The 20,846-nt window shown below is 65.8% G+C and carries 18 protein-coding genes and 1 riboswitch; of the genes, 10 read left to right on the top strand and 8 right to left on the bottom strand.

The features are described 5' to 3' along the window. Positions 1 to 51 precede the first annotated feature (51 nt). A riboswitch (cobalamin riboswitch) is annotated at positions 52 to 253 on the top strand. Between the two features lie 116 nt (positions 254 to 369). Both FNV92_RS23600 and FNV92_RS23595 read left to right on the top strand, forming a co-directional pair. Then, positions 370 to 2,739, top strand: coding sequence for a TonB-dependent receptor (locus FNV92_RS23600; protein WP_168213593.1), 2,370 nt, complete (start codon positions 370 to 372; stop codon positions 2,737 to 2,739). Positions 2,740 to 2,751: 12 nt separating this feature from the next. Further along, positions 2,752 to 4,173 (top strand): PepSY domain-containing protein, encoded by a 1,422-nt coding sequence (locus FNV92_RS23595; RefSeq protein ID WP_143844346.1) that lies wholly within the window; start codon positions 2,752 to 2,754, stop codon positions 4,171 to 4,173. A 1-nt stretch (position 4,174) separates the two neighbouring features. Here the strand turns inward: FNV92_RS23595 and FNV92_RS23590 are convergent, their stop codons facing one another. After that, positions 4,175 to 5,542: an amidase gene (locus FNV92_RS23590; protein ID WP_143844347.1), complete on the bottom strand. Its 1,368-nt coding sequence runs from the start codon at positions 5,540 to 5,542 to the stop codon at positions 4,175 to 4,177. Then, positions 5,523 to 6,719, bottom strand: coding sequence for an MFS transporter (locus tag FNV92_RS23585; protein ID WP_143844348.1), 1,197 nt, complete (start codon positions 6,717 to 6,719; stop codon positions 5,523 to 5,525). Before FNV92_RS23585 ends, FNV92_RS23590 begins: the two co-directional genes overlap by 20 nt. A gap of 29 nt (positions 6,720 to 6,748) precedes the next feature. Between FNV92_RS23585 and FNV92_RS23580 the strand changes: the two genes are divergently transcribed. Then, positions 6,749 to 7,084, top strand: a complete 336-nt coding sequence (locus tag FNV92_RS23580; protein ID WP_168213594.1) for a hydroxyisourate hydrolase — start codon at positions 6,749 to 6,751, stop codon at positions 7,082 to 7,084. Here FNV92_RS23580 and FNV92_RS23575 read toward each other — a convergent pair whose 3' ends face one another. Genes FNV92_RS23575 through FNV92_RS23560 form a run of 4 tightly spaced genes read right to left on the bottom strand, consistent with a single transcriptional unit; the run spans position 7,085 to position 10,956 of the window. Further along, positions 7,085 to 7,900, bottom strand: a complete 816-nt coding sequence (locus tag FNV92_RS23575; protein ID WP_143844350.1) for an ABC transporter permease — start codon at positions 7,898 to 7,900, stop codon at positions 7,085 to 7,087. After that, positions 7,897 to 8,763, bottom strand: a complete 867-nt coding sequence (locus FNV92_RS23570) for an ABC transporter permease (protein ID WP_143844351.1) — start codon at positions 8,761 to 8,763, stop codon at positions 7,897 to 7,899. Before FNV92_RS23570 ends, FNV92_RS23575 begins: the two co-directional genes overlap by 4 nt. 21 nt (positions 8,764 to 8,784) lie before the next feature. Beyond that, positions 8,785 to 9,831, bottom strand: coding sequence for an ABC transporter substrate-binding protein (locus tag FNV92_RS23565; protein ID WP_143844352.1), 1,047 nt, complete (start codon positions 9,829 to 9,831; stop codon positions 8,785 to 8,787). A gap of 30 nt (positions 9,832 to 9,861) precedes the next feature. Then, positions 9,862 to 10,956, bottom strand: a complete 1,095-nt coding sequence (locus tag FNV92_RS23560) for an ABC transporter ATP-binding protein (protein ID WP_143844353.1) — start codon at positions 10,954 to 10,956, stop codon at positions 9,862 to 9,864. Positions 10,957 to 11,044: 88 nt separating this feature from the next. Between FNV92_RS23560 and FNV92_RS23555 the strand changes: the two genes are divergently transcribed. Further along, positions 11,045 to 12,436 carry an amidase gene (locus FNV92_RS23555; RefSeq protein WP_143844354.1) on the top strand — a complete coding sequence of 464 codons (1,392 nt, stop codon included), beginning with the start codon at positions 11,045 to 11,047 and terminating at the stop codon, positions 12,434 to 12,436. Here the strand turns inward: FNV92_RS23555 and FNV92_RS23550 are convergent. Continuing rightward, positions 12,433 to 13,182 (bottom strand): aspartate/glutamate racemase family protein, encoded by a 750-nt coding sequence (locus FNV92_RS23550; RefSeq protein ID WP_168213811.1) that lies wholly within the window; start codon positions 13,180 to 13,182, stop codon positions 12,433 to 12,435. The genes FNV92_RS23555 and FNV92_RS23550 overlap by 4 nt on opposite strands. A 2-nt stretch (positions 13,183 to 13,184) precedes the next feature. Beyond that, a complete protein-coding gene (locus FNV92_RS23545; RefSeq protein ID WP_244623646.1) occupies positions 13,185 to 13,916 on the bottom strand; it encodes a GntR family transcriptional regulator in 732 nt (243 codons plus the stop codon). A gap of 175 nt (positions 13,917 to 14,091) precedes the next feature. Between FNV92_RS23545 and FNV92_RS23540 the strand changes: the two genes are divergently transcribed. From FNV92_RS23540 to pdxR, 6 genes are read left to right on the top strand one after another with little or no spacing between them, the layout of a single operon-like run. Then, positions 14,092 to 15,096 carry an ABC transporter substrate-binding protein gene (locus tag FNV92_RS23540; RefSeq protein WP_143844357.1) on the top strand — a complete coding sequence of 335 codons (1,005 nt, stop codon included), beginning with the start codon at positions 14,092 to 14,094 and terminating at the stop codon, positions 15,094 to 15,096. Continuing rightward, complete coding sequence (locus tag FNV92_RS23535; RefSeq protein ID WP_143844358.1) at positions 15,080 to 15,931, top strand: ABC transporter permease; 852 nt, start codon at positions 15,080 to 15,082, stop codon at positions 15,929 to 15,931. The genes FNV92_RS23540 and FNV92_RS23535 overlap by 17 nt, the downstream gene beginning before the upstream one ends. Further along, on the top strand, positions 15,931 to 16,707 hold the full coding sequence (locus tag FNV92_RS23530; RefSeq protein WP_129272936.1) for an ABC transporter ATP-binding protein: 777 nt from the start codon (positions 15,931 to 15,933) through the stop codon (positions 16,705 to 16,707). Before FNV92_RS23535 ends, FNV92_RS23530 begins: the two co-directional genes overlap by 1 nt. 3 nt (positions 16,708 to 16,710) lie before the next feature. Further along, a complete protein-coding gene (locus tag FNV92_RS23525) occupies positions 16,711 to 17,448 on the top strand; it encodes a maleate cis-trans isomerase family protein (protein WP_143844359.1) in 738 nt (245 codons plus the stop codon). Next, positions 17,448 to 18,869: a dihydropyrimidinase gene (hydA, locus tag FNV92_RS23520; RefSeq protein ID WP_186355533.1), complete on the top strand. Its 1,422-nt coding sequence runs from the start codon at positions 17,448 to 17,450 to the stop codon at positions 18,867 to 18,869. Before FNV92_RS23525 ends, hydA begins: the two co-directional genes overlap by 1 nt. 34 nt (positions 18,870 to 18,903) lie before the next feature. Further along, positions 18,904 to 20,451, top strand: coding sequence for a MocR-like pyridoxine biosynthesis transcription factor PdxR (pdxR, locus tag FNV92_RS23515; protein WP_143844361.1), 1,548 nt, complete (start codon positions 18,904 to 18,906; stop codon positions 20,449 to 20,451). The last annotated feature ends 395 nt before the right edge of the window (positions 20,452 to 20,846 follow it).

Below are 20,846 nucleotides of genomic sequence, written 5' to 3'. Positions count from 1 at the left end.
TCGCTGTGGCAATATCGCCGCACGCTGCACATTGACTCTGTCTTGCTCCTAATCCTAGATGGCCGTGACGGTTTCCCCGCGAGGGGATGAAAAGGGAATGCGGTGCGGAGACCTTGTCTCCAATGCCGTGGCTGCCCCCGCAACTGTAAGCGGCGAATCTTGCGTCACGAGCCACTGGGTATCTCGGTCCCGGGAAGGCGACGCAAGGTGACGACCCGCGAGCCAGGAGACCTGCCGTCAGCCGTGGTCACACGCGAAGATGTCGGTCGGGGAGTACAGACATTCGGCTTCATCGGAAGGCGGGAAGCCGGAAGATGGGACCTTAATTCGCTGTGACGTGCCACTGACGTCACACCGAGGTCCAAAACCGTGTTGTCCATCCGTATTGCACGACCGCGCCGCGTCCTGCTCGCGTCCGCCGCTCTCACATCGTTTGCCGTTATCGATCTGCCCTCAGCGTCGGCGCAGCAGGTCCGCGATCCCCTGCCGCCCATCGAAGTGTCCCCGGCCCAGTCCCGCAAGCAGGCGAGCCCCGCCGGCCGGGAAGGGCAGAGCCCGCGCCGCGCGGCGGCGCGCAGGTCCTCGACTGCAGCAGCCGCGCCAAAGCCCGCCGCGCCGGTCGCTTCGGCGCAGACCCAAGCGCAAACACCGCTCAACAGCAACGCTGTCGCCGAAAGCGCCTCGCGCCTTGGCCTGACGGTGCGCGAAACGCCTGCGACCGTCGAGGTCATCTCCGCAGCGACCATGCGCGAGCAGGGCTATCGCACCGTGTCCGAAGTCGCGGCAGGCGCGGTCGGCGTCACCTCCGGCGACAACCCGGCCGAGCCCGCGGCCTTCTCGATGCGCGGCTTCACCAACAGCCAGATCAACACCCTCTACAACGGCATCAAGATCGGCCCGCAGAACATGACCTCGCGGATCACCGACACGGCCAATCTGGAAGCCGTGGAATTCCTGAAGGGTCCGGCCTCGCTGATCTCGGGCGAGGGCGCCGCAGGCGGCGCGATCAATTTCGTCACCAAGCAGCCGCACACAGGCCCGATCCGGAACGAGGCGGATTTTTCCTGGGATTCGCTGAACTCCTTCCGTGCCCATTACGGGTCGGGCGGCAGCACCAATTTGCAGGGGCTCGACTATCGTTTCGACGTCAGCCGTTCCTCCCTCAATGGCTTTGCCGACGATACCAACACCAAGACGCTGGATGTGTCGGGTCAGCTCAACTACCGCATCTCGGACAGCCTCAAGGTCTGGGGCGCGATCGAGTATCGCGAGGACCGCTCGAAGGCCTATTGGGGTGCGCCGCTGGTGCCGGTGGCCTATAGCGGTTCGCACGCCACGAGCGGCATCGTCTCCGGCAATTACGTCTCGAACTATAACGGAACCAATCTCGGCGCGGTCACCATCGACGACCGTACCTTCAACACCAACTACAACGTCCTCGACAATCGCAACGTCGCGCAGGAGGTTTGGCTCCGCGGCGGGTTTGAGCTGAAGCTCGCGCCAGACCTGACCTTGAAGAGCCAGGCTTATGGCTATGGGGCCGAGCGCACCTGGTTCAACAACGAGATCGAGGCGTTCAACGCCGGAACGAACCTGGTCGATCGTGAGCGATTCTATGTCGCGCACAGCCAGCGGCTGGTCGGCAACATCACCGACCTGATCTGGGATGCGAACATCGCAGGTTTCGACAACCGGCTGGTCACGACACTGTCGTCGAGCTACCTCGACTTTGTCAGGCCGGGCGCGGCAAACTTCCCTGGCGACTCCGTCTCGCTGGTCGATCCTGTCAGAGGCTATTACGGCCTGCTTACGACGCAGCAGCAAACTGCGCGCATCGACAACGAGGCGCTGTCGTTCGAGGACCGGCTGAAGCTCACGCGGACCTTCTCGCTGATCGGCGGCCTCCGGGTCGAGCATATCGGGCTCGACCGCAACTCGACTGACAAGAACGGGCTGGAGAAGGCCGGCTTTCCGTTCACGAAGGACTGGGCGCCGGTGACGGGCCGCATCGGCTACACTTGGGAGGCCGTGCCCGGCCTGACTTTCTTCAGCCAGTACGCGACCGGCGCCGACGTTGCCGCAAACACCAGCTTCCTGCTGTTGCCGACCCAGCCGCTGGACTTGACGACCTCGCGAACCTACGAGACCGGGGTCAAGCACCTGTTCTGGGACAACAGGGCGGAGTGGTCGTTCTCGGCCTACGACATCCTGCGCAAGAACGTCTACGCCGCGGCGGGTGGGATGCAGCTCAACATCGCCGGGCGGCAGGAATCCAAGGGCGTGGAGCTCGCCGCCGCGGTGCGTCCGATCGAATCGCTGCGCCTGTGGGGCAACATCGCCTATGTCGATGCGCGCTACGCCGACTACGATTTCGTCGGCGGCTCGTTCTCGGGCAACACGCCGCCGAACGTGCCGCGCATCGTTGCCAACGCCGGCGCGTCATGGCGGTTCTTCACGCCCTGGCCGGTTGAGCTCGGAATCACCGGACGTCATGTCGGCGACCGCTACAACACCGATGCCAACGTCGTGACGATGAAGGCGTACACGGTGGCCGACGTCTATGCCTTCGTCGATATCCCGAAGACGGTGTTCAACGCGGTCGATCAGGCCCGCCTGACCTTCCGCGTCCGGAACATCGCCGACAAGCGCTATGCGATCTGGGGCGATCCGTTCTATCCCGACCAGATCCTGCTCGGCGCACCGCGCACCTACGAGCTTTCGGCCGCGTTCAAATGGTAGGGCGCTGACCACATGATGGGCGCGATCGTCCTGCTGCACCGCTGGCTCGGGATCGCGTTCTGCCTGCTGTTCGCGATGTGGTTCGCAACCGGAATTGTGATGCATTTCATTCCGTTTCCGTCGCTGACGGAAGCAGAGCGATTTGCCGGACTGGCACCGGTGGGCGGCGCGCAGGTGACCATGTCGGCCCAAGACGCCGTGGTCGCCAGCGGGATCACCGATGCCAGGCGGGTTCGCCTGATCCGGCGAAGCGACGGACCGGTCTACATCGTCTCGGGGCCGTCGCGTATTCGCGCGGTTCGTGCCCTGGATGGGGCTGACGCGCCGGTGATGTCGTCCGATGTCGCACTCGCCATCGCGCGGGAGCACGCTCGACGGCGCGGACTCGATGTTACCGGCGCCGCAATTCTCGCGCGTGCGGATTACGATCAATGGAGCGTGCCGAACGGCTTTGACCGCCACCGGCCCCTGTTCCGCGTCGCGCTGGGCGATGCCGCCGGGACGGAGGTTTACGTTTCATCACGGACCGGCGAAGTCGTTCTGGATACGACGCGAAGCGAGCGCGGGTGGAATTGGGCTGGGAGTGTCCTGCACTGGATCTATCCGACAGTGCTGCGAAGCAACTGGGCGCTATGGGATGGCGTGGTCTGGACGCTGTCGCTGCTGGCCTTGATTGCGGCATTGCTCGGCGCGGTGATCGGGCTCGCGCGGCTCAGGCTTCGCGGTCGGCAACTGTCATCGCCTTATCGCGGCTGGCACGCCCTGCATCACGTCATCGGCCTCGTCGCGACAGCTTTCGTGCTGACCTGGATCTTCAGCGGCTGGCTCTCGATGGATCACGGCCGGCTGTTCTCGCGCGGGGAGTTGACCCCGGCTGAAGCCGGCGTGATCGATGTTTCGCCGGCCTGGACGACAGCCGCGTCGCTCGATCGGACGCCGGTATCGTCGGCGGCCCGCGAGGTCGAATGGTTTGTTTTCAACGGCAAGCTCCATCGACGCGAGCGGGTTGGTCTCGACAAGCAGGTTCTGATCGGACCCGATGGCGGAGAGTCTGATTTCCTCAGCGCGCCGGAAGTCGAAAACCTGGTGAGGCGTGTCGTAGCTGGCTGCGGCGCTACGTCCATTCTCCCCGATGATGATGCCTATCCCGCACAGTCCATCGTCGCGCGTGCGCCGGTCTATCGCTCCCGCTGCGGCGACCTCTGGTTCGATATCGACGGGGCCGACGGCCGCGTGCTGCAGAGGCTCGATGCGTCGCGGCGGGCCTATCGCTGGGTCTATAGCGCGCTGCACACGCTCGATTTCCCGGTCCTGCTCGCGCATCCGCGTTTGCGCGATGTTCTGATCGTCGGGCTCTGCGTGCTCGGGCTGGTGTTCTCCATCACCGGCATCGTCATCGGCTGGCGCCGCCTGCGATCAACGTTTGCAGCCTGATCTACGCCCTGAGCACTGACTCGAGGCGTTGGGCGGCTCGCAGCAGCGTGCGGTCCTGTCCGCGACGGGAAATGATCTGCAGGCCGAAAGGAAGTCCGCGCTCATCGGTCCCGCAAGGGATCGAAATCGCCGGCAGCCGGGCATGATTGACGAACGGCGTGAATACGGCGTGCGCGCGGGGACTCGCCGGGCGGCCGCCGATCGTGTCGGGGCCGAGCTGGGTCAACGGCCACGCAACGCAGGGCACCGTCGGAGCCAGTAGCAGGTCGGCCTCGCTGAAGAAGGCAGCAAAGGCATTGGCGATCGCAGTGCTGGCGACGAGGGCTCCGGCAACTTCTGCCCCCGACCACGACAGCCCTCGCTCGATCTGCCTGGCGATATCAGGATCGAAGACATTCGGGTCCTTACGAAAGGTGTTGCCATAGAGAGCGGCGAGGCCGGCATGCTGAAGCGGCATGATGGCCTCTTCCGTGGCGCCCGCCGGCCAGACCGGATCGCGAGTTGCGATACGCAAGCCTGTGGCGGCGATGCGTTCAACTGCGGAAACGAGCCCGTTCGCAACGACGTCGTCAACGGCGACGTCAAGCCCGAGCCGGGGCGAAAACGCGATGCGCAAGTCCGCGATGTCTTCAGCCTCTCTCGCGACAACTGCCGAGTCCGGATCGCGCGGATCGATTCCGGCCATGACCTCGAACGCCAGCGCGATATCCGCGACGTCGGCGGCGATCGGTGCGATGAGGGAGAGGCCGAAGAACGGCTCGGCGAAACCCGGCCCATACGGAATCGCGCCATAGGACGGCTTGAAGCCGGCGACACCGACATGGGCGGGCGGCCTGCGGCTGGAGCCGCCGGCATCGGTACCGATCGCGAGCGGCACGAGGCCGGCGGCGACGGCGGCGGCCGGACCGCCCGATGAACCACCCGGTGTCAGCGTGGGATCGAGCGGATGGCGTGTGGGTCCGAACAGCTGTGAGGTCGTCACGCCCTTGCTGGCGAATTCGGATGTGGCGCCGATGCCGACAATGACGGCGCCGGCCTGGCGCAGGCGCGCGATCGCAATGGCGTCCTTTGGCGCGACGAAATCGGCGAACAGGCGCGAGCCCTGTGTGATGCGCCAGCCTGCGGCCCAGATGTTGTCCTTGACGATTACGGGGACGCCGGCGAGCGGCATCGCTTCGCCGGAGTGCAGGCGTGCATCGACCGCTGCCGCGTCGGCAAGCGTGCGGGTGGGATCGATCGTCACCACCGCGTTCAGCGCCCTGGCTGCCTCGATGCGCGCAAGCGCTGCCTCGGCAATTTTGACCGCGCTGGTTCGCCCGGCCGTCACATCGGCCGCGATCTCGCGCGCGCTATTGTTTCGCTCTGTCATGGCCTCCCCAGATCAGCGCCAATGTGCCGCACAGCGCAAGGCAAGCCAAGGCGAAGAGCGCCGCGCCGAGACCGGCAACACCATCCAGCACCGAAACCAGCGCCGGCGCGGCGAGCAGGCCGGCATAGGATGCGGTCAGCACGGCGCCCGTTGTCTCGCCGATCCTGTCCTGCGGGGCGAGGCGCGCGATCTCGGCGATGAAGACGCCGTTCCAGCCCGATGCCGTCAGGCCGAACAGGCCTGCAATGGCAAATTGCCCGGTGCGACCGAGCGATGCGCCATCGAGGCCGAGCAGCGCGGCGCAGAAGGCCATGCCGAGGCCGATGACGACGAGTACCATGCGCGAGGCATCGAGGCGCATGGCGACATAGCCCCAGCCGAGCCGGCCGACGAGGCCGCCGGCCTGCGCGCAGGCGAGCGCCATGCCGGCCTCGATATGGCTCAGGCCAAGCTCGCGTGTGCCCAGCATGACGAAGACGGTGTTGAGCGACACCTGCATCGCGCTGAACGGCATCGAGGCCAGCGCCAGCATCGCGATGCGCCGGTCCCCGGTGACCAGTGCCAGCCGCGCGCGGAGATCAAGTTGCGGAAGCGGGGCGGACTTGCCGGCATAGGCCGGCCGCAGGCGCTCGAACAGCAGGATCGCGACGAGCGCGCAGGCACCGACGGCTGCGTAGCACCAGGCCGGTCCCAACCAGATCGCGATCGCGGGCAGGGCCAGCGAGCCGCAGACGGCACCGATCTGGTTGCCGGTCTGGCGCACCGAGAACACGAAGGCGCGTCGCTCCGACGTCACCAGCCGCGACAGCAGTGCCGCGCTCGCGGGCGTCTCCGGTCCGAAGGCAAGGCCGAGGCAGAGGCCGGCGGCGAGCAGGGCCGCGGTCGATCCGAGTGAAGCCAGTGCCATGCTGATGACGATCGCCGCCGCGCACAGGCTCGCGATCCGGAGCGAGCCCATCCGCGCGATGAAGCCGCCGCCCCAGAACGAGGCGGGGATGCCGACGGCGAACACCGCGCAGGAGAACATCGAGAGCTGCCAGACCTCGATATGGGCGCGCGGCGCGACCACGCCCGGGGCAAACAAGGCGAGCGCCACCAGGGCCTGAAGCGAGGTCATCGCGCCGAGGGCCGGCAGCAACGGCGGCGCTGGCCGAACGGCGGTGTTTGCGTCTACCATGGCGCGGCGCTAGCAGGAGGAACGGCACGATGGCAGGCGGTATTTCCATTCACGCGGTCGACGTGGCCGGCGGACGACCGGCGCAGGGGCTGCGCGTCGAGATCTGGCGGATCGATCCTGACTCCTCGCGCGTCGCCGACGGCCGGCTCGGCGCCAACGGTGTGCTCGATCACCCCATTGCGCAGGGCGCGGGCGTGACGGCAGGCGAGTACGAGGTCCTGTTTCATCTCGGCGAGTTCTTTGCTGACAGCGACGGCTTTCTCACGGTGACGCCGTTCCGCTTCCGCATCAAGCATGTCGACGAGCATTTTCATCTGCCGCTGAAATTCACGCGCTGGGGCTATTCGCTGTTCCGCGGCGCCTGATCAGTTGGTCAGCCGCCGCGACAGGCCCGTGACGCGCTCCATCACCGCGACCATCGCAACGGTGGCGATGATCAGCACGCTCGATAGCGCGGCAATGGTGACGTCGAGCTTGCCCTCGAGGTCCTGCCACATCCGGATCGGCAGCATGTCGGTTGCGGCGTCGCGCAGGAACAGCGAGACCGGCACGTTGTCGAACGACGACATGAAGGCGATGAAGGCGCCCGCGATGATGCCCGGCCGGATCAGCGGCAGCACGATCCGCCGGAACGTGTAGAGCCGGCTCGCGCCCAGCACCGCGGAACTCTCCAGCAGGGTTGGCTCGAGCTGGGCGAGCGCTGCGACCGTGTTGCGCACGACGTAGGGTACGCAAACGACCGTGTGGCCGATCACCAGCGTCAGTAACGACACCTGCATCCCGACCAGCGAGAACAGCATCAGCGCAGCCAGACCAAAAGCCAGCGCCGGCAGCACCAGCGGCGACATGAAGAGGGAGTCGAGCAGCCGTGCCGACAGCGTCCGCGAGCGCGAGATCGCGAGCGCCGCCCCAACACCGAGCACGACCGACAGGACTGTCGCCCACAGCGCGACGATGAGGCTGTTCTTGGCCGCGAAGTGCAGCTGCCAGGCGTTCCACAGCTCGGCGTACCAGCGCAGCGAATAGCCCGGCGGCGGGAAGCGCAGCGAGAACCCGCTGGTAAAGGAGACAATCAGCACCACAAGCGAAGGCGCGATGATGATGATCAGTGCGATCACCGCGATTGCCGTCATCACGAACTCGAAGCTGATGGCTTCCAGGGTGCGCTTGCGTCCGCTCATGACGCGCCTCCGTAGCCGCGCGACAGGCGGCCGAGCGTGGTGAAGACCGAGCCGACCGCGAGCACGGCCAGCAGGAAGATGATCGAGATCGCGGAGGCAAAGGGCCAGTTCTGCAGCGTCGAGGCTTGCTGATAGAGATACATCGGCATGAACAGCATCTGCCCGCCGCCGATCAGCGACTGGGTGATGAAGGCGGTGATCGCCGCGGCATAGGTCAGCGTGCAGCCGGCGATCACGCCGGGCAGCGACAGCGGCAGCACGACCCTGAAAAAGGTCCGCCAGCTTCCGGCACCGAGCGAGCAGGAGGCATCGTCGAGATTGGGATCGATGCGGCCGAGCGCGGTGATCAGCGGCAGCGTCATCAGCGGCATCTGCACCTGCGCCAGCGCGATCACCACGCCGAACTGGGTGTAGAGCAGCTTTATGGGTGTATCGATCATCCCAAGGGATTGCAGCGTCGCATTGATGATACCCTGGCGGCCCAGGATGACGATCCAGGCGAAGGTGCGGACCACGACGCTGGTCAGGAGCGGCAGCAGCACGATCAGGATGATGATGGTCTGAAGCTTCGGTCCGACCCGCTGGTAGAGACAGGCGATGGGAAAGCCGAGCACGAGGCACACGGCCGTCACTTCGGCGCCGAGCAGCAGGGTCGAGCCGAGCACGCTCAGGCTGAAGGGATCGGTGAGGAAGTGCAGGTACTGGCCGAGCCCCCAATGGAGCGCGGCCGTGTCGTTGTGCAGCGAGAGCCAGAGCAATTGCAGCAGCGGTGCCACGAAGAAGACCAGGAAGAACAGCGCCAGCGGCGCTGCCAATCCCATCCCGTAGGAGGTGACGTCTCGTGAAGCCGGTGCTGAGCCCATGACAAATCCTCGGAAATGCCTCTAGATCTTGATCTCGCGGTTGAAGCGCTCGATCCAGGCCGAGCGCTGCTCGTTGATCTTCTTCCAGTCCTGGAACACGAATTTCTGCTTCAGCTCGGCGGTGTCCTTGGCGAGCACGCGCGCGATTTCACCGCCCATCTTGACCTTGGAATTGGTCGGCACGATCAGATAGGGCGGGTTCATCAGCGTGGTCTGTACCTCCGGCGTCAGCGACGCTTCGATCAGCTTGAAGGCGAGCTCGCGGTTGGGCGAGTTCTTGACGATGTGGATCGTGGTCTTGAAGGCGATGGCGCCTTCCTTCGGCGCCACGAACTCGACCGGGACGCCGCGCGCCTTGAGGATCTGGATGGCGTTGAAATTACCGGGCGAGATGTCGATCTGGCCCTGCTGGAACAGGGTCGCGAGCGCGCCAGGATTGGCGGCCACCGCGGCGAGATTGGGCTTCAGCTCCTCGATCGCCTTGAAGCCGGGATCGACATTGGCTTCCGAGCCGCCGCGCATCTTGGCGATCTCGACCAGCCAGCCGGTGCCGAGCGTCGAGTTGAGGTTGGTGATGCCGACGCGGCCCTTGAACTCCGGCTTCCACAGATCGGCCCAGGAGGTGGGCGGCGTCTTGACCGCTTCCGGATTGTAGGTGAGGCCGACGACCTGGAAGAACGGGGCAGGGCCCATCGGCTCCTGCGCCTCGGAGATCAGGTCTTTGTAATAGGCGCTCTTCTCGACCGGATAGGGCTCGACGAGGTCCTGCCCGATCGCGACGAGGGCCGGGCCGGGATCGTGCAGCATCACGTCGATCGGCGGATTGGCCTTGGCGGCATTGACCTTCGCGATCTGGTCGACCGAGAGCATGGGGTCGAGCACGATTGCGGCGTCGGCGTTTGCCTTGCGGAAGGCCGGCACCAGTACCGCCTTGTGCGCCTCCTCCCAGCTGCCGGTGAAGGTCGCAAACACCAGCGGGCGGGCCTGGGCGTAGCTTAAGCCAGGAAACGCCTTCATGGCGCCGAGTGTGAGCGCGGTCGTCATCAGGCTGCGGCGGTTCATGATCATGGTCGAACTCCCTCTGGACAAAGATTGAATCTAAAGTGTTGCGGGAAAGGCGTTGGCGAGCGATGGGGCGAGCGGTGCGAGGCGCACCGCGGCGCCGCTCTCCAGCGCGCGCGTCTCGCCGATGCGCGCCTGGGAGACCTTGACGCCGGAGCCGTCGGCGGTGGTGACTTCGTGGACGACGGTCGCGCCCAGCGGCAACGACATGCCGACCACGCCGGCAAAGCCGGTCTCGTCACCGACGAAGTGCAGATGCTCGGGTCGGATGCAGACGGTGACGCGGCCGCCCTCGGTGAGGGTGCCGCCCGCGGGCCGCGCAATGATCTCCGCGCCGGCATCGAGGCGAACTTTTGCAGCCGTGCGGTCCGCCGAGACGACCACGCCGGGCATGCGGTTGCTGGAGCCGACGAAGGTGTTGACGAACAGGGTTTGCGGACGGTCGTAGACGTCGGACGGCGATCCGAACTGTTCGAGCTTGCCATGGCTGAGCACGGCGACGCGGTCGGCCATCGACAGCGCTTCTTCCTGGTCGTGCGTCACGATCAGCGTGGTGATGCCGGAGACGCGCTGCAGCCGCTTGACCTCGATCTGCATGTCGAGCCGCAAATTCTTGTCGAGCGCAGCAAAGGGCTCGTCGAGCAGCAGGATCGACGGCTTGATCGCGAGCGCGCGGGCCAGCGCAACGCGCTGCTGCTGGCCGCCGGAGAGCTGCCGCGGCAGCCGTTCCGCCATGGCAGGCAATTGCACAAGGTCCAAGAGGCGCTGCGCCTCGCGCTGGCGCGTCGCCTTGTCGATGCCGCGCGCGGCAAGTCCGTAAGCGACGTTCTCGCTGATCGACAGATGCGGAAACAGCGCATAGTTCTGGAACACGATGCCGACGGCACGGCGGTTCGGCGGCAGCGCATCGACGATGTCGTCGCCGATGATGATCCGCCCCTGCGTCTGTGCGATGAAGCCGGCGATGATCCGCAGCAGGGTGGTCTTGCCACAGCCGGAGGGGCCGAGCAGGGCGATGATCTCGCCGCCCTTGATGTCGAGATTGATATTCTCGACCGCGAGCGCACCGCTTGGGTAGCGATGGGTAACGGCGTCGACGACGAGTGAGCGACCGCCTTGCGCTTCAGCCATGGTGTTGCCTCCCGTTCTCCCGAAGAAGAAAGCAAATCTCGTGCCCGGCGCGGTCGCTTTTTGCGGCGCGTTTTGGCATTGTCGTTTGATGACCTCGGATCAATCCATTTGCGACCTCACGGCCACAACCCTTGCGCGCGCCATTGCCAAGCGCGAGCTGTCCTCGCGCGACGCCGTTGAGGCACATCTCGCGCGGATAGCGCACAGCAACGTGCAATTGGCGGCATTCGTGACCGTCGACGCGGAGGGCGCCCGCCGTGCGGCGCAAATCTGCGACGCGGCGCCCGCGCCGATCGGCCCGCTGCATGGGGTGCCGGTTGCGATCAAGGACCTCACCGACACCGCGGGACTTGCGACCACCTATGGATCGGTTTTGTTTCGCGATCACGTCCCGGCTGAGGATGATCTCGTGGTGGCGCGGCTGCGACGCGCCGGCGCGATCATCTTGGGAAAGACCAACACCCCGGAATTCGGCTTCGGTGCGGTCTGCACCAACAAGCTTTGCGGGCCAACGCGTAATCCGTTCGATCCCGCGTTGACCTCCGGCGGATCGTCCGGCGGCTCCGCCGTCGCGGTCGCGGCCGGCATGGTGCCGCTGGCGCACGGCACCGATTTCGGCGGCTCCGTCCGCACGCCCGCCAGCTTCTGCGACGTCGCCTCGATCCGGCCGACGCCCGGCCGCATCCCGTCGCGGCGCCGTCCACTCGGCTGGGACATGCTCGCCACCCACGGCTTCCTCGCCCGCGATGTCAACGATCTCGAACTCGCGCTGTCGGTCTGTGGGGGAGGCGATACCAGCGATCCGCTCTCGACCGGCGTCGTCAATGACGACCGGCCGTTTGCGAGACGTCCCAGAATCGCAATGACGCCCGATTTCGGCGTCGCGCCGGTCGCGCGCGATGTTCGCGCCCGTTTTGCTGCCGCCTGCGATGCGCTCGCCGGCGTCGCCGATGTCGTTCCATCCTCGCCCGATTGCGGCGGTGCGATCGAGACTTTTCGCACGTTGCGCGCCGCGCACATTGCCAACAGTTACGGCGAATTGTTGAGGACGCGCCGCCCCGAACTCACGCCCACCGTGATCTGGAACATCGAGGCGGGCGCGAAGCTCTCGGCCGAAGATTACCTCAACGCCGAACGTCGCCGCACCGCGGTCTATCGCAGTTTTCGCGAGCTGTTCACCCGTACCGATTTCCTGGTTGCGCCGGCGGCGTCCGTCTTGCCCTGGCCGAACGAGATCAGTGACGTCACCGCCATCGACGGCGCGTCGCTGGAGACGCCGATCGACTATCTCGCGGTGACCTTCATCGTCTCGCTGGTTGGATTTCCGGTACTGACTCTGCCAGTGCGGCGAGAAGACAACGAGCTGCCCTTCGGCATCCAGATCATCGCGCCGCCGGGATGCGAATCCCGCCTGTTTGCCTTCGGCCGTACCCTCGAACACGAACTGGGTTTTTCGCATCGCCGGCCAAAGCTCCCCTAGCTATCGCGATGCTCGAGCCGGGCAGCGAGTGCCCCGGCAAGACCAAGGGTGGGTTTGGCGGCGGGTCGGCGGAACGTGCCCGCGGTTGCCTTGCGCAGCCGCAGCGCGACCAGTGCTTCGGCCTGCTTCACGGCGGCGACGACCTGGTCGACGACAGGAACGGGGATTCGGTCGGCGACGCGCTCGGCGAGGCCGGAGAGCGGGGCGCCCGCGAAGATCAGCACGTCAGCCTCGTCCTCGACGATCGCGCGCTGCGCGAGTTCGACCAGCAGATCCTCCTTCTCGGTGCCGACCTCGGAGATCGCCTTGAAGGGCGTGTCGAGCATGCGAATGCCGGCGCAGCGCTCCCGCAGCCCGTGGTCGCGGACGCATTCCTCGTACCAGGGCCCCAGCGCCTGGGCGAAGGTGACGATGGCAAAGCGCCGTCCGGCCATGCAGGCGGTCAGCATCGCGGCTTCCGCCATGCCGACCACGGGAATGTCGAAGGTTTCGCGCGCGGCGAACAGGCCGGGATCGCCGAAGGCGGCGATGATCGCTGCATCCACCTTGGTGTGCTGCTCGGCCAGCATCTCCAGCGCAATGGCCCCGCCGATCTGCGCCTCGGTCCGGGTGGCGATGTAGGGCACGCCGCGCGTCGCGGTGCAGGGGATCAGCTCGGTGCCGGGCGCGGCGGCGCGCTGCCCGACATCCGTCATCAACTGGGTGACCCCCGCGCTGGTGTTGGGGTTGAGCAGCAACAGCTTCATGGTCATGCCGCCGTCAGCTTGGGTTTGGGTGCGAGAGTCTCGAGCAGCGCGGTGCCGGTCTGGCGGACATGGGCGCCGAGCAGGCGTCCTGCGGCTTCGCTGTCGCGCGCCTCCAGAGCCGCGAGGATGCCGGCATGCTCGTCGACCGAATTGCTCCAGCGGCGGTCGGCACCAAGGGCGAGGTAGCGCGCGCGTTCGGCGCGGGAGATCAGCGTCTCGTGCGCCTCCCGCAGCGGCGTATTGCGGGCCATGCGGACGATGGTGTTGTGGATCTCGCCGTTGATGGCGAAGTAATCGTCGAGCTTGCCGTTGCGGTGGTGGCCCTCCATGCGGGTCTGGAGCGTGCGCAGGCGAGCGAGATCGCGTTCGGTTGCGCGCTCGGCGGCAAGCTCCGCGGCAATCCGCTCGATCCCGGCCAGCGCCTCGAACAACTCCGTGATGCCCTCGACCGCGAGGCCGGCGATGCGGGGGCTGCGGTTGGGGCGCAGCTCGACCAACCCTTCCGCCGCCAGCACCTTCATCGCCTCGCGCAGCGGCGTTCGCGACACGCCGAGCTCCTTCGACAGCCTGGTCTCCTGGGTCTGCGATCCCGGCGGCAGCTCGCCGCGAATGATCATCGTCCGCATCCGCGCAGCGGCGCGCTCATGCAGGCCCATCCTCTTGAGTTTGGGCGACTTTCGGCCCTTCGGGGTTTCCGACTTCTGCTGCACGCGCGCCTCGTTGCTTCGGTTCATCCTAGCCGTTTCCGGCCTTTTGGCTTGCCCAAAATACCGACGCATGTAGCTGAAAACAATGGCATAGCGCGCAAATTGTATGCAGCATGCAAAAACCGGATTGCGCTGCCGCAAAGGCCGGTCGATGATTGTGCGCGACGCGCGAGATCTCGCGCCTTCCGAAACGGAGTGAGCGATGCGGACGAGTTTGCGACTGGGCCTCGTGGTGATGGCGGCGATGTTCGGCGGAGGCGATTTCGCCAACGCGCAAGCCCCCAAGATCAAGCTCGGCTATGCCAAATGCGCGCACTGCCTGCCGATGTCGCTGATTTCAGGCATGGCGAAGGGTGTCGAGGTCGAGGCCACCGGCTTCAACTCGGGCAATGACGTGCTGACCGCGCTGATCTCGAAGAGCATCGACGTCGCGCAGGTCACCTACCTCCATTACATCACCGCGCTCGACAAGGGCTTTGACGTCGTTGCCGTCTCGGGTCAGATCAACGGCGGCTCGGAATGCCTCTCCTCCACGAAGCTGAACCTGCCGCCGGATGACTGGACCGCGTTCAAGGCCATCGTTGCCAAGGGCAAGAGTGACGGTCAGCTGTTGAAGGTCGCGGCTTCCCGCGGCAACGCGCAGGACATCCACATGCGCGGCGCGTTCCTCAAGCAGGGCGTCGATCCCAACAAGGACGTGCAGTTCATCAACATTCCCAACCCGTCCGACCATCTGGCGGCTCTGCAGCGCGGCGAGGTCGACATGATCTGCTCGGTCGAGCCGTTCGCCTCGCAGATCCGACTTGCCGGCGCCGGCAAGCACTTTGTGCTGCCGTACGACCAGGCGGCCGGCAATCTCACCAACCTGATCGTGACGCGCTCTGACGTCATTGCCAGCCAGCGCGCCGGTGTTCAGGGCGTCGTCAGCGCCGTGGTCGAGCTCGACAACAAGCTGATCGCCGACAAGACGCCGTGGATCGAGGTCATCAACAAGCTGACTGGCCTCGACAAGAGTGTGGCGACCGAGGCCTTGAAGAACGCTTCGCCAGATCCCGCCATCCATCGGTCGCAGACGCTTGCGATCGCCGCGATGATGCGCGATCTCAAATACATCCAGAAGGATGTCTCTGCGGAAGCCGAGAAGAACATGGACTATTCGTTCCTGGAGAAGGCCACCGGAAAGGCCAAGAATGACCTCGGTTACTGACACGGCGCCTGCAAGGCCGGCGTTTCGGTTGACGCGGGCATTGCAGGGGCTCGAACGCCTGATCGTGCCTGCGCTGCTGATCGCGGGCTGGGAAGTCTTTGCCCGCAGCGGCGTGCTGCCGCCGGCGCTGCTGCCGGCCCCGAGTGCCGTTTTGCATGCGCTCGGCGACTGGGTGCTCGGCTTCGACGAGACTACGCAGACCTATTCCGGGCATTGGCTACGCGATGCGCTCGCCAGCGCGCTTCGCGTGTTCGGCGGCTTTGCGCTGGCAAGCCTGCTCGGCATTCTCGCCGGTGTCGCCATCGGCTGGTCGCGCCTGTTCGAGAAGACGCTGGAGCCGACGCTGCAGATGCTGCGGCCGATCCCGCCGGTGTCCTGGATTCCGCTCGCGATCATCTGGTTCGGCATTGCCGACAAGCCGGCGATCTTCCTGGTCTTCCTCGGCGCCTTCTTTCCGGTGCTGATGAACACCATCCATGGGGTGAAGACCGTGGACCACAATCTGGTGCGGGCCGGTGCGATGATGGGCGCAAGCCAGCGGCAGATGCTGACCGACATCGTGCTGCCGGCGGCGCTGCCCTCGATCTTCGCCGGCCTGCGCATCGCGGTCGGGTCGGCCTGGATGCTGACGGTCACCGCCGAGATGGTCGCGGTCAAGAGCGGCCTCGGCTACGTGCTGTGGGATTCCTATTACTTCCTGCGCTACGACATCGTGCTCGCGGCAATGATCTCGATCGGGCTGCTTGGCTATCTCTCCGACCTCGGTCTCAAGGCGATCATGGCGCGCACGCTGCGCTGGCAGCAGACAACCACGGTGCAGGGCAGGGCGGGCTGATGGCGGCAATCGAGCTTCGCAACATCGTCAAGGTGTTCTCCGACAAGCGGCGCGGCCGCGACCTGCTGACGCTGGACAACATCAATCTCGACATCGAGGCCAATGATTTCGTCTGCCTGCTCGGCCCGTCCGGCTGCGGCAAGTCGACCCTGCTGAACATCATTGCCGGCTTCGAACAAGCCACGTCCGGGCGCACGCTGGTCGACGGCAAGCAGGTGGAGCGGCCGGGCTCGGATCGCGGCGTGGTGTTCCAGCAGCCGACCCTGATGCCGTGGCTGACGGCGATCGACAACATCGCCTTCCACCTCAAGCTCAAGGGCGTCGCCAAGGCGGAACGCTACGACCGCGCCATGGAGTTCATTGATCTCGTCGGCCTGCGCGGCTTCGAGCACCACCATCCCTCCGAGATGTCGGGCGGCATGAACCAGCGCGTCGGCATCGCCCGTGCGCTACTGATGAATCCCAGCGTCATCCTGATGGACGAACCGTTCGCGGCGCTGGATGCCCAGACCAAGCTCGAGATGCAGGAAGAACTGGTGGCGATCTGGCAGAAGCGCCGCTGCACCATCGTGTTCGTCACCCACAGCGTCGACGAGGCGCTGGTGCTCGGCAACAAGATTGTGGTGATGACGAAGCGGCCCGGCCGCATCCGCGAGGCCGTCAATTTCGACCTGCCGCGCCCGCGCGACATCACCAGTCCCGAATTCAATGATGCCAAGCGCCGCATCCTCTCCCTGATCCGGGAGGAGTCGACGCGCCTTGCGCAGGCGTCGTAAGGTATGGCCATGCGCAGACGCCTCGGCATGATCACGCCGTCCTCCAACTCGGTGCTCGAGCCCGTCACCAGCGCCATGCTGCATGGCGTGGTCGATGTCACGGCGCACTTCTCGCGCTTCCGCGTCACCGAGATCGCGCTGGATGCCGCTGCGCTGAACCAGTTCGACGCCTCGGTGATGCTGCCGGCGGCCGATCTGCTGGCGGATGCCAAGGTCGACGCCATCGCTTGGAACGGTACCTCCGCGAGCTGGCTTGGCATCGGCCGCGACAGGAGCTTGTGCGAGGCGATCACGGCGCGCAACGGCATCCCCGCGACGACATCGACGCTCGCCTGCATCGAGGCGGCCCGCGCGCTCGGGGCCCGGCGCGTCGGCCTGGTCTCGCCCTATACCGACGACGTGCAGCGGCGGATCGGCGATGTCTGGGCCGAGGAGGGCATCGCGCCGCATGCCGAGCGGCACCTGGGCCTGCGGGACAATTTCTCCTTCGGCGAGGTCGCGCCTGCGACGATCGCGGACATGATCCGCGCCGTGGCAGCCGACGGCGCCGACGCCGTCGTCATCCTCTGCACCAATCTCGACGGCGCGGCGCTTGCGGCCTCGCTCGAACGGGAATTGAATGTCGCGGTGCTCGACTCGGTCGCGGTCACACTGTGGCGGACGCTGGAGCTTGCCGGCGGCGACATCGCGGCCCTTGCGCAGTGGGGCCGGATCTTCCAGACATCGGCGGTCATCAAGTGATGGAGACTTCTGTGACGCAGCTCGATCTCGCCATTCGCGGCGGCACCATCGTGACGGCCAGCGACGAGTTCCGCGCCGATATCGGCATTCGCGACGGCCGGATCGTCAGCATCGCCGACCATCTCGAGGGAGCGGCGCGCGAGATCGATGCGACGGGCCTGCTCGCGCTGCCGGGCGGCATCGACAGCCACGTCCACATCTCGCAGCCGTCAGGGCCCGATGTGGTCATGGCCGACGACTTTGCCTCGGCGACGCGCGCGGCTGCTGCAGGCGGCAACACCATGGTGCTGCCCTTCGCGCTCCAGGAGAAGGGAACGTCGCTCCGGACCTGCGTCGAGAACTACCGCAAGCTCGCCGAGGGCGAGTGCTACATCGACACCGCCTTCCACCTCATCATCTCCGATCCGACCGCGGTCGTGCTCGGGCAGGAGCTGCCGGCGCTGGTGAAGGACGGCTACACCTCGTTCAAGGTGTTCATGACCTATGACGACCTCGTGCTCAGCGACAAGCAGCTGCTCGAGGTGTTCGACGTAGCGCGCCGCGAGGAGGCGCTGGTGATGGTCCATTGCGAGGGCTACGATGCGATCCGCTTCCTGACCAGCAAGCTGGAGCGCGAGGGCCATATCGCGCCCTACTACCACGGCACCTCGCGGCCCCAGGCCGTCGAGCGCGAGGCGACGCATCGCGCCATCAGCCATGCCGAGGTGATCGGCGTTCCCATCATGATCGTTCACGTCTCCGGGCGCGAGGCCATGGAGCAGGTGCGATGGGCGCAACAGCGCGGATTGCCGGTGCATGCGGAGACCTGCCCGCAATACATCACGCTGACGGCCGACGACATGAAGGGCCTCAACATGGACATCACGGGCGCGAAATATGTCTGTTCGCCGCCGCCGCGCGATGCCGAGAGCCAGCAGGCGATCTGGGAAGGCATCACGACAGGTGTGTTCCAGACCTTCTCGTCCGATCACTGCCCGTTCCGCTACGACGATCCCAAGGGCAAGCTGACGCCGAATTCGCGCACCTCGTTCCGCTGGGTGCCGAACGGCATTCCCGGCGTCGAGACCCGGCTGCCGATCCTGTTCTCGGAAGGCGTGTCGAAGGGACGGATCAGCTTGCAGAAATTCGTCGAACTGACCGCGACCAATCATGCGCGCATCTACGGTCTCTATCCGCGCAAGGGCTCGATCGGCGTCGGCTTCGATGCCGATATCGCGTTGTGGGACCCGAAGCTGACGAAGAAGATCCAGCAGACCGATCTGCACCACGGCTCAGACTACACGCCCTGGGAAGGCTTCGACGTCACCGGCTGGCCCGTCACCACCATCGCGCGCGGCCGTGTGGTATACGAGCAGGGCAGGATCGTCGGCGACAAGGGCGCGGGCGAGGTGCTGAGCCGCGGCAAGTCGAGCCTGGTGTGAGGCGGGCTGCAATTTCCTGTCTGACAGGCGAGACATGGACAACAGCCGTCACCCGAGCAAGCGCGTGTCCCTTGCCGGCATCCATATTGACCGGACGTCGACTGTGCCGCTGCATCTGCAGATCGCGGCCCACATCCGCGACGGCATCCTGCGCGGCGTCTTTCCGGCCGGAACGCAATTCCTGGGATCGCGCGAGATCGCGCGGGAATTGGGCTGTTCACGCACGGTGGTGCTGACCGCGTGGGATCTGCTCTACGCCGAGGGCTACCTCGTATCAACGCCGCGCGGCAGCGTCATGGTCGCCTCCGTCGCGGCCCCGCATGCGCAACCTCCGTCCACCGCGTCGCCTGCGACCCGGCCCGCCCGGATGTCGGAGCGCTGGCGATCGCTGCTTGGATTGGACTACGAGACCAACTGGCCGTCGGCGTTCGCGCCCGGAGCGCCCGATATCTCGACTTTCCCGTTCAAGGACTGGTCGCGCCTGCTGCGTCAGGCCTGGCAGAATCCGAAGGAGCAGGAGTGCCTCGATCTTCCGCCCGAAGGCCATCCGCGTCTGCGAGCAGAGATCGCGAACTTCCTCGGCTCGGTGCGCGGGCTGGTCTGCTCTCCGGACGAAGTCGTCGTCACTTCAGGTACATCAGGCGCGCTGGATTTTTGCAGCCGGATGATCCTCGATCCCGGCGACGAGGTCTGGGTCGAGGAGCCCGGCTTCATCGAGGCGCGCTGGGCGCTCACGGCGGCGGGTGCGAAGCTGGTGCCGATTCCGGTCGATGACAAGGGTCTCGTCGTCTCCGAGGGAATCCGCCGCGCACCGCGCGCGAAGCTGATTGTCGTCACGCCGTCGCACCAATATCCGCTCGGCGTCAGCATGGGGCTGGAGCGGCGGCTCGAGCTGCTCGACTGGGCCAACAAGAATGACGTCCGGGTCATCGAGGACGATTACAATTCGGAGTTCAGGCATCAGGACAGCATGATTGCGTCGCTCCGCTCGCTCGATCGCGAGGGGCGGGTGATCTATTTCGGCACCTTCTCGAAGATCATGATGCCGAACCTGCGGCTCGGCTACCTCGTGGCCAACAGGCATTTCATCGAAGGGTTTTCCAGGGGCCGGGCACGGATTGACGTGCACACCTCCGGCATCGGCCAGCTCGCGCTCGCCGAGTTCATGCGGGAAGGACATTTGTTGCGGCATCTGCGCGGAATGCGACGGGTCTATGCCAGCAGGCGGAAGGCGCTGATCGATGCCATCGTGGCGCTGATGCCGGACGATCTGACCGTGTCCTCCGCCGTCACCGGACTGCATCTGGTGGCGCTGTTCACCGAGGCGATGCAGGCGCGGATGAGCGACCGCGAAGCGGCAGCAAGCCTGAAGCAGGCGGGTATCCACGTGCAGCCTTTGTCACAGAATTTTCTGGAGCAGCCGACGCGGCAGGGATTGGTGTTCGGCTACGGGCGGCTGCATGTCGAAGATGCTGCGCCGCTGCTTGCAAGAATCGCGGTCTGCATCGGCAGCGGCCCCCGCAATGCGCCACCCAGCCCGGTGAAATCCTCGCTTACTGTTCGTACAATAAAGAGAAGCTGAGCCGACCGCTATGCATAGCTCATAGGCATCCGAATATCCGGCGATGCCAGTCAATCGCCTGCAAATTAGACAGGCGATAGGGGATCCTGAATTGCAGTGCAGCGGACTTGCGATTTGCGCCCGAGAATCCGTGGTGCGTCGCACTATTTCCACGAACGAGCGGCTCGCCCCCATGTGCTTGCTGCGCAGGCATGGCTGCACCAAAACGTGCAGAGGGTGCCGCGGCGCGCGGCGGCGCCCGTACGCTGGTCTAGTGATTTGCCGCAACTCTGGCCCTGTTCCGAGCCAGCCGCTCTGTCGCACGCTCGCCGGCGATGGCATGACAGGGGATGATGATGAGCGCTCTCGGTTTGGCATTGGACGTTATGACGGACGGCAAGAACCCGGCGTCCGGT

The sequence above is a fragment of the Bradyrhizobium cosmicum genome (assembly GCF_007290395.2).
Classification (GTDB): Bacteria; Pseudomonadota; Alphaproteobacteria; order Rhizobiales; family Xanthobacteraceae; genus Bradyrhizobium; species Bradyrhizobium cosmicum.
The sequence above is the reverse complement of the archived record's forward strand: the minus strand, read 5'-3'. Positions and strand labels throughout refer to the sequence as shown.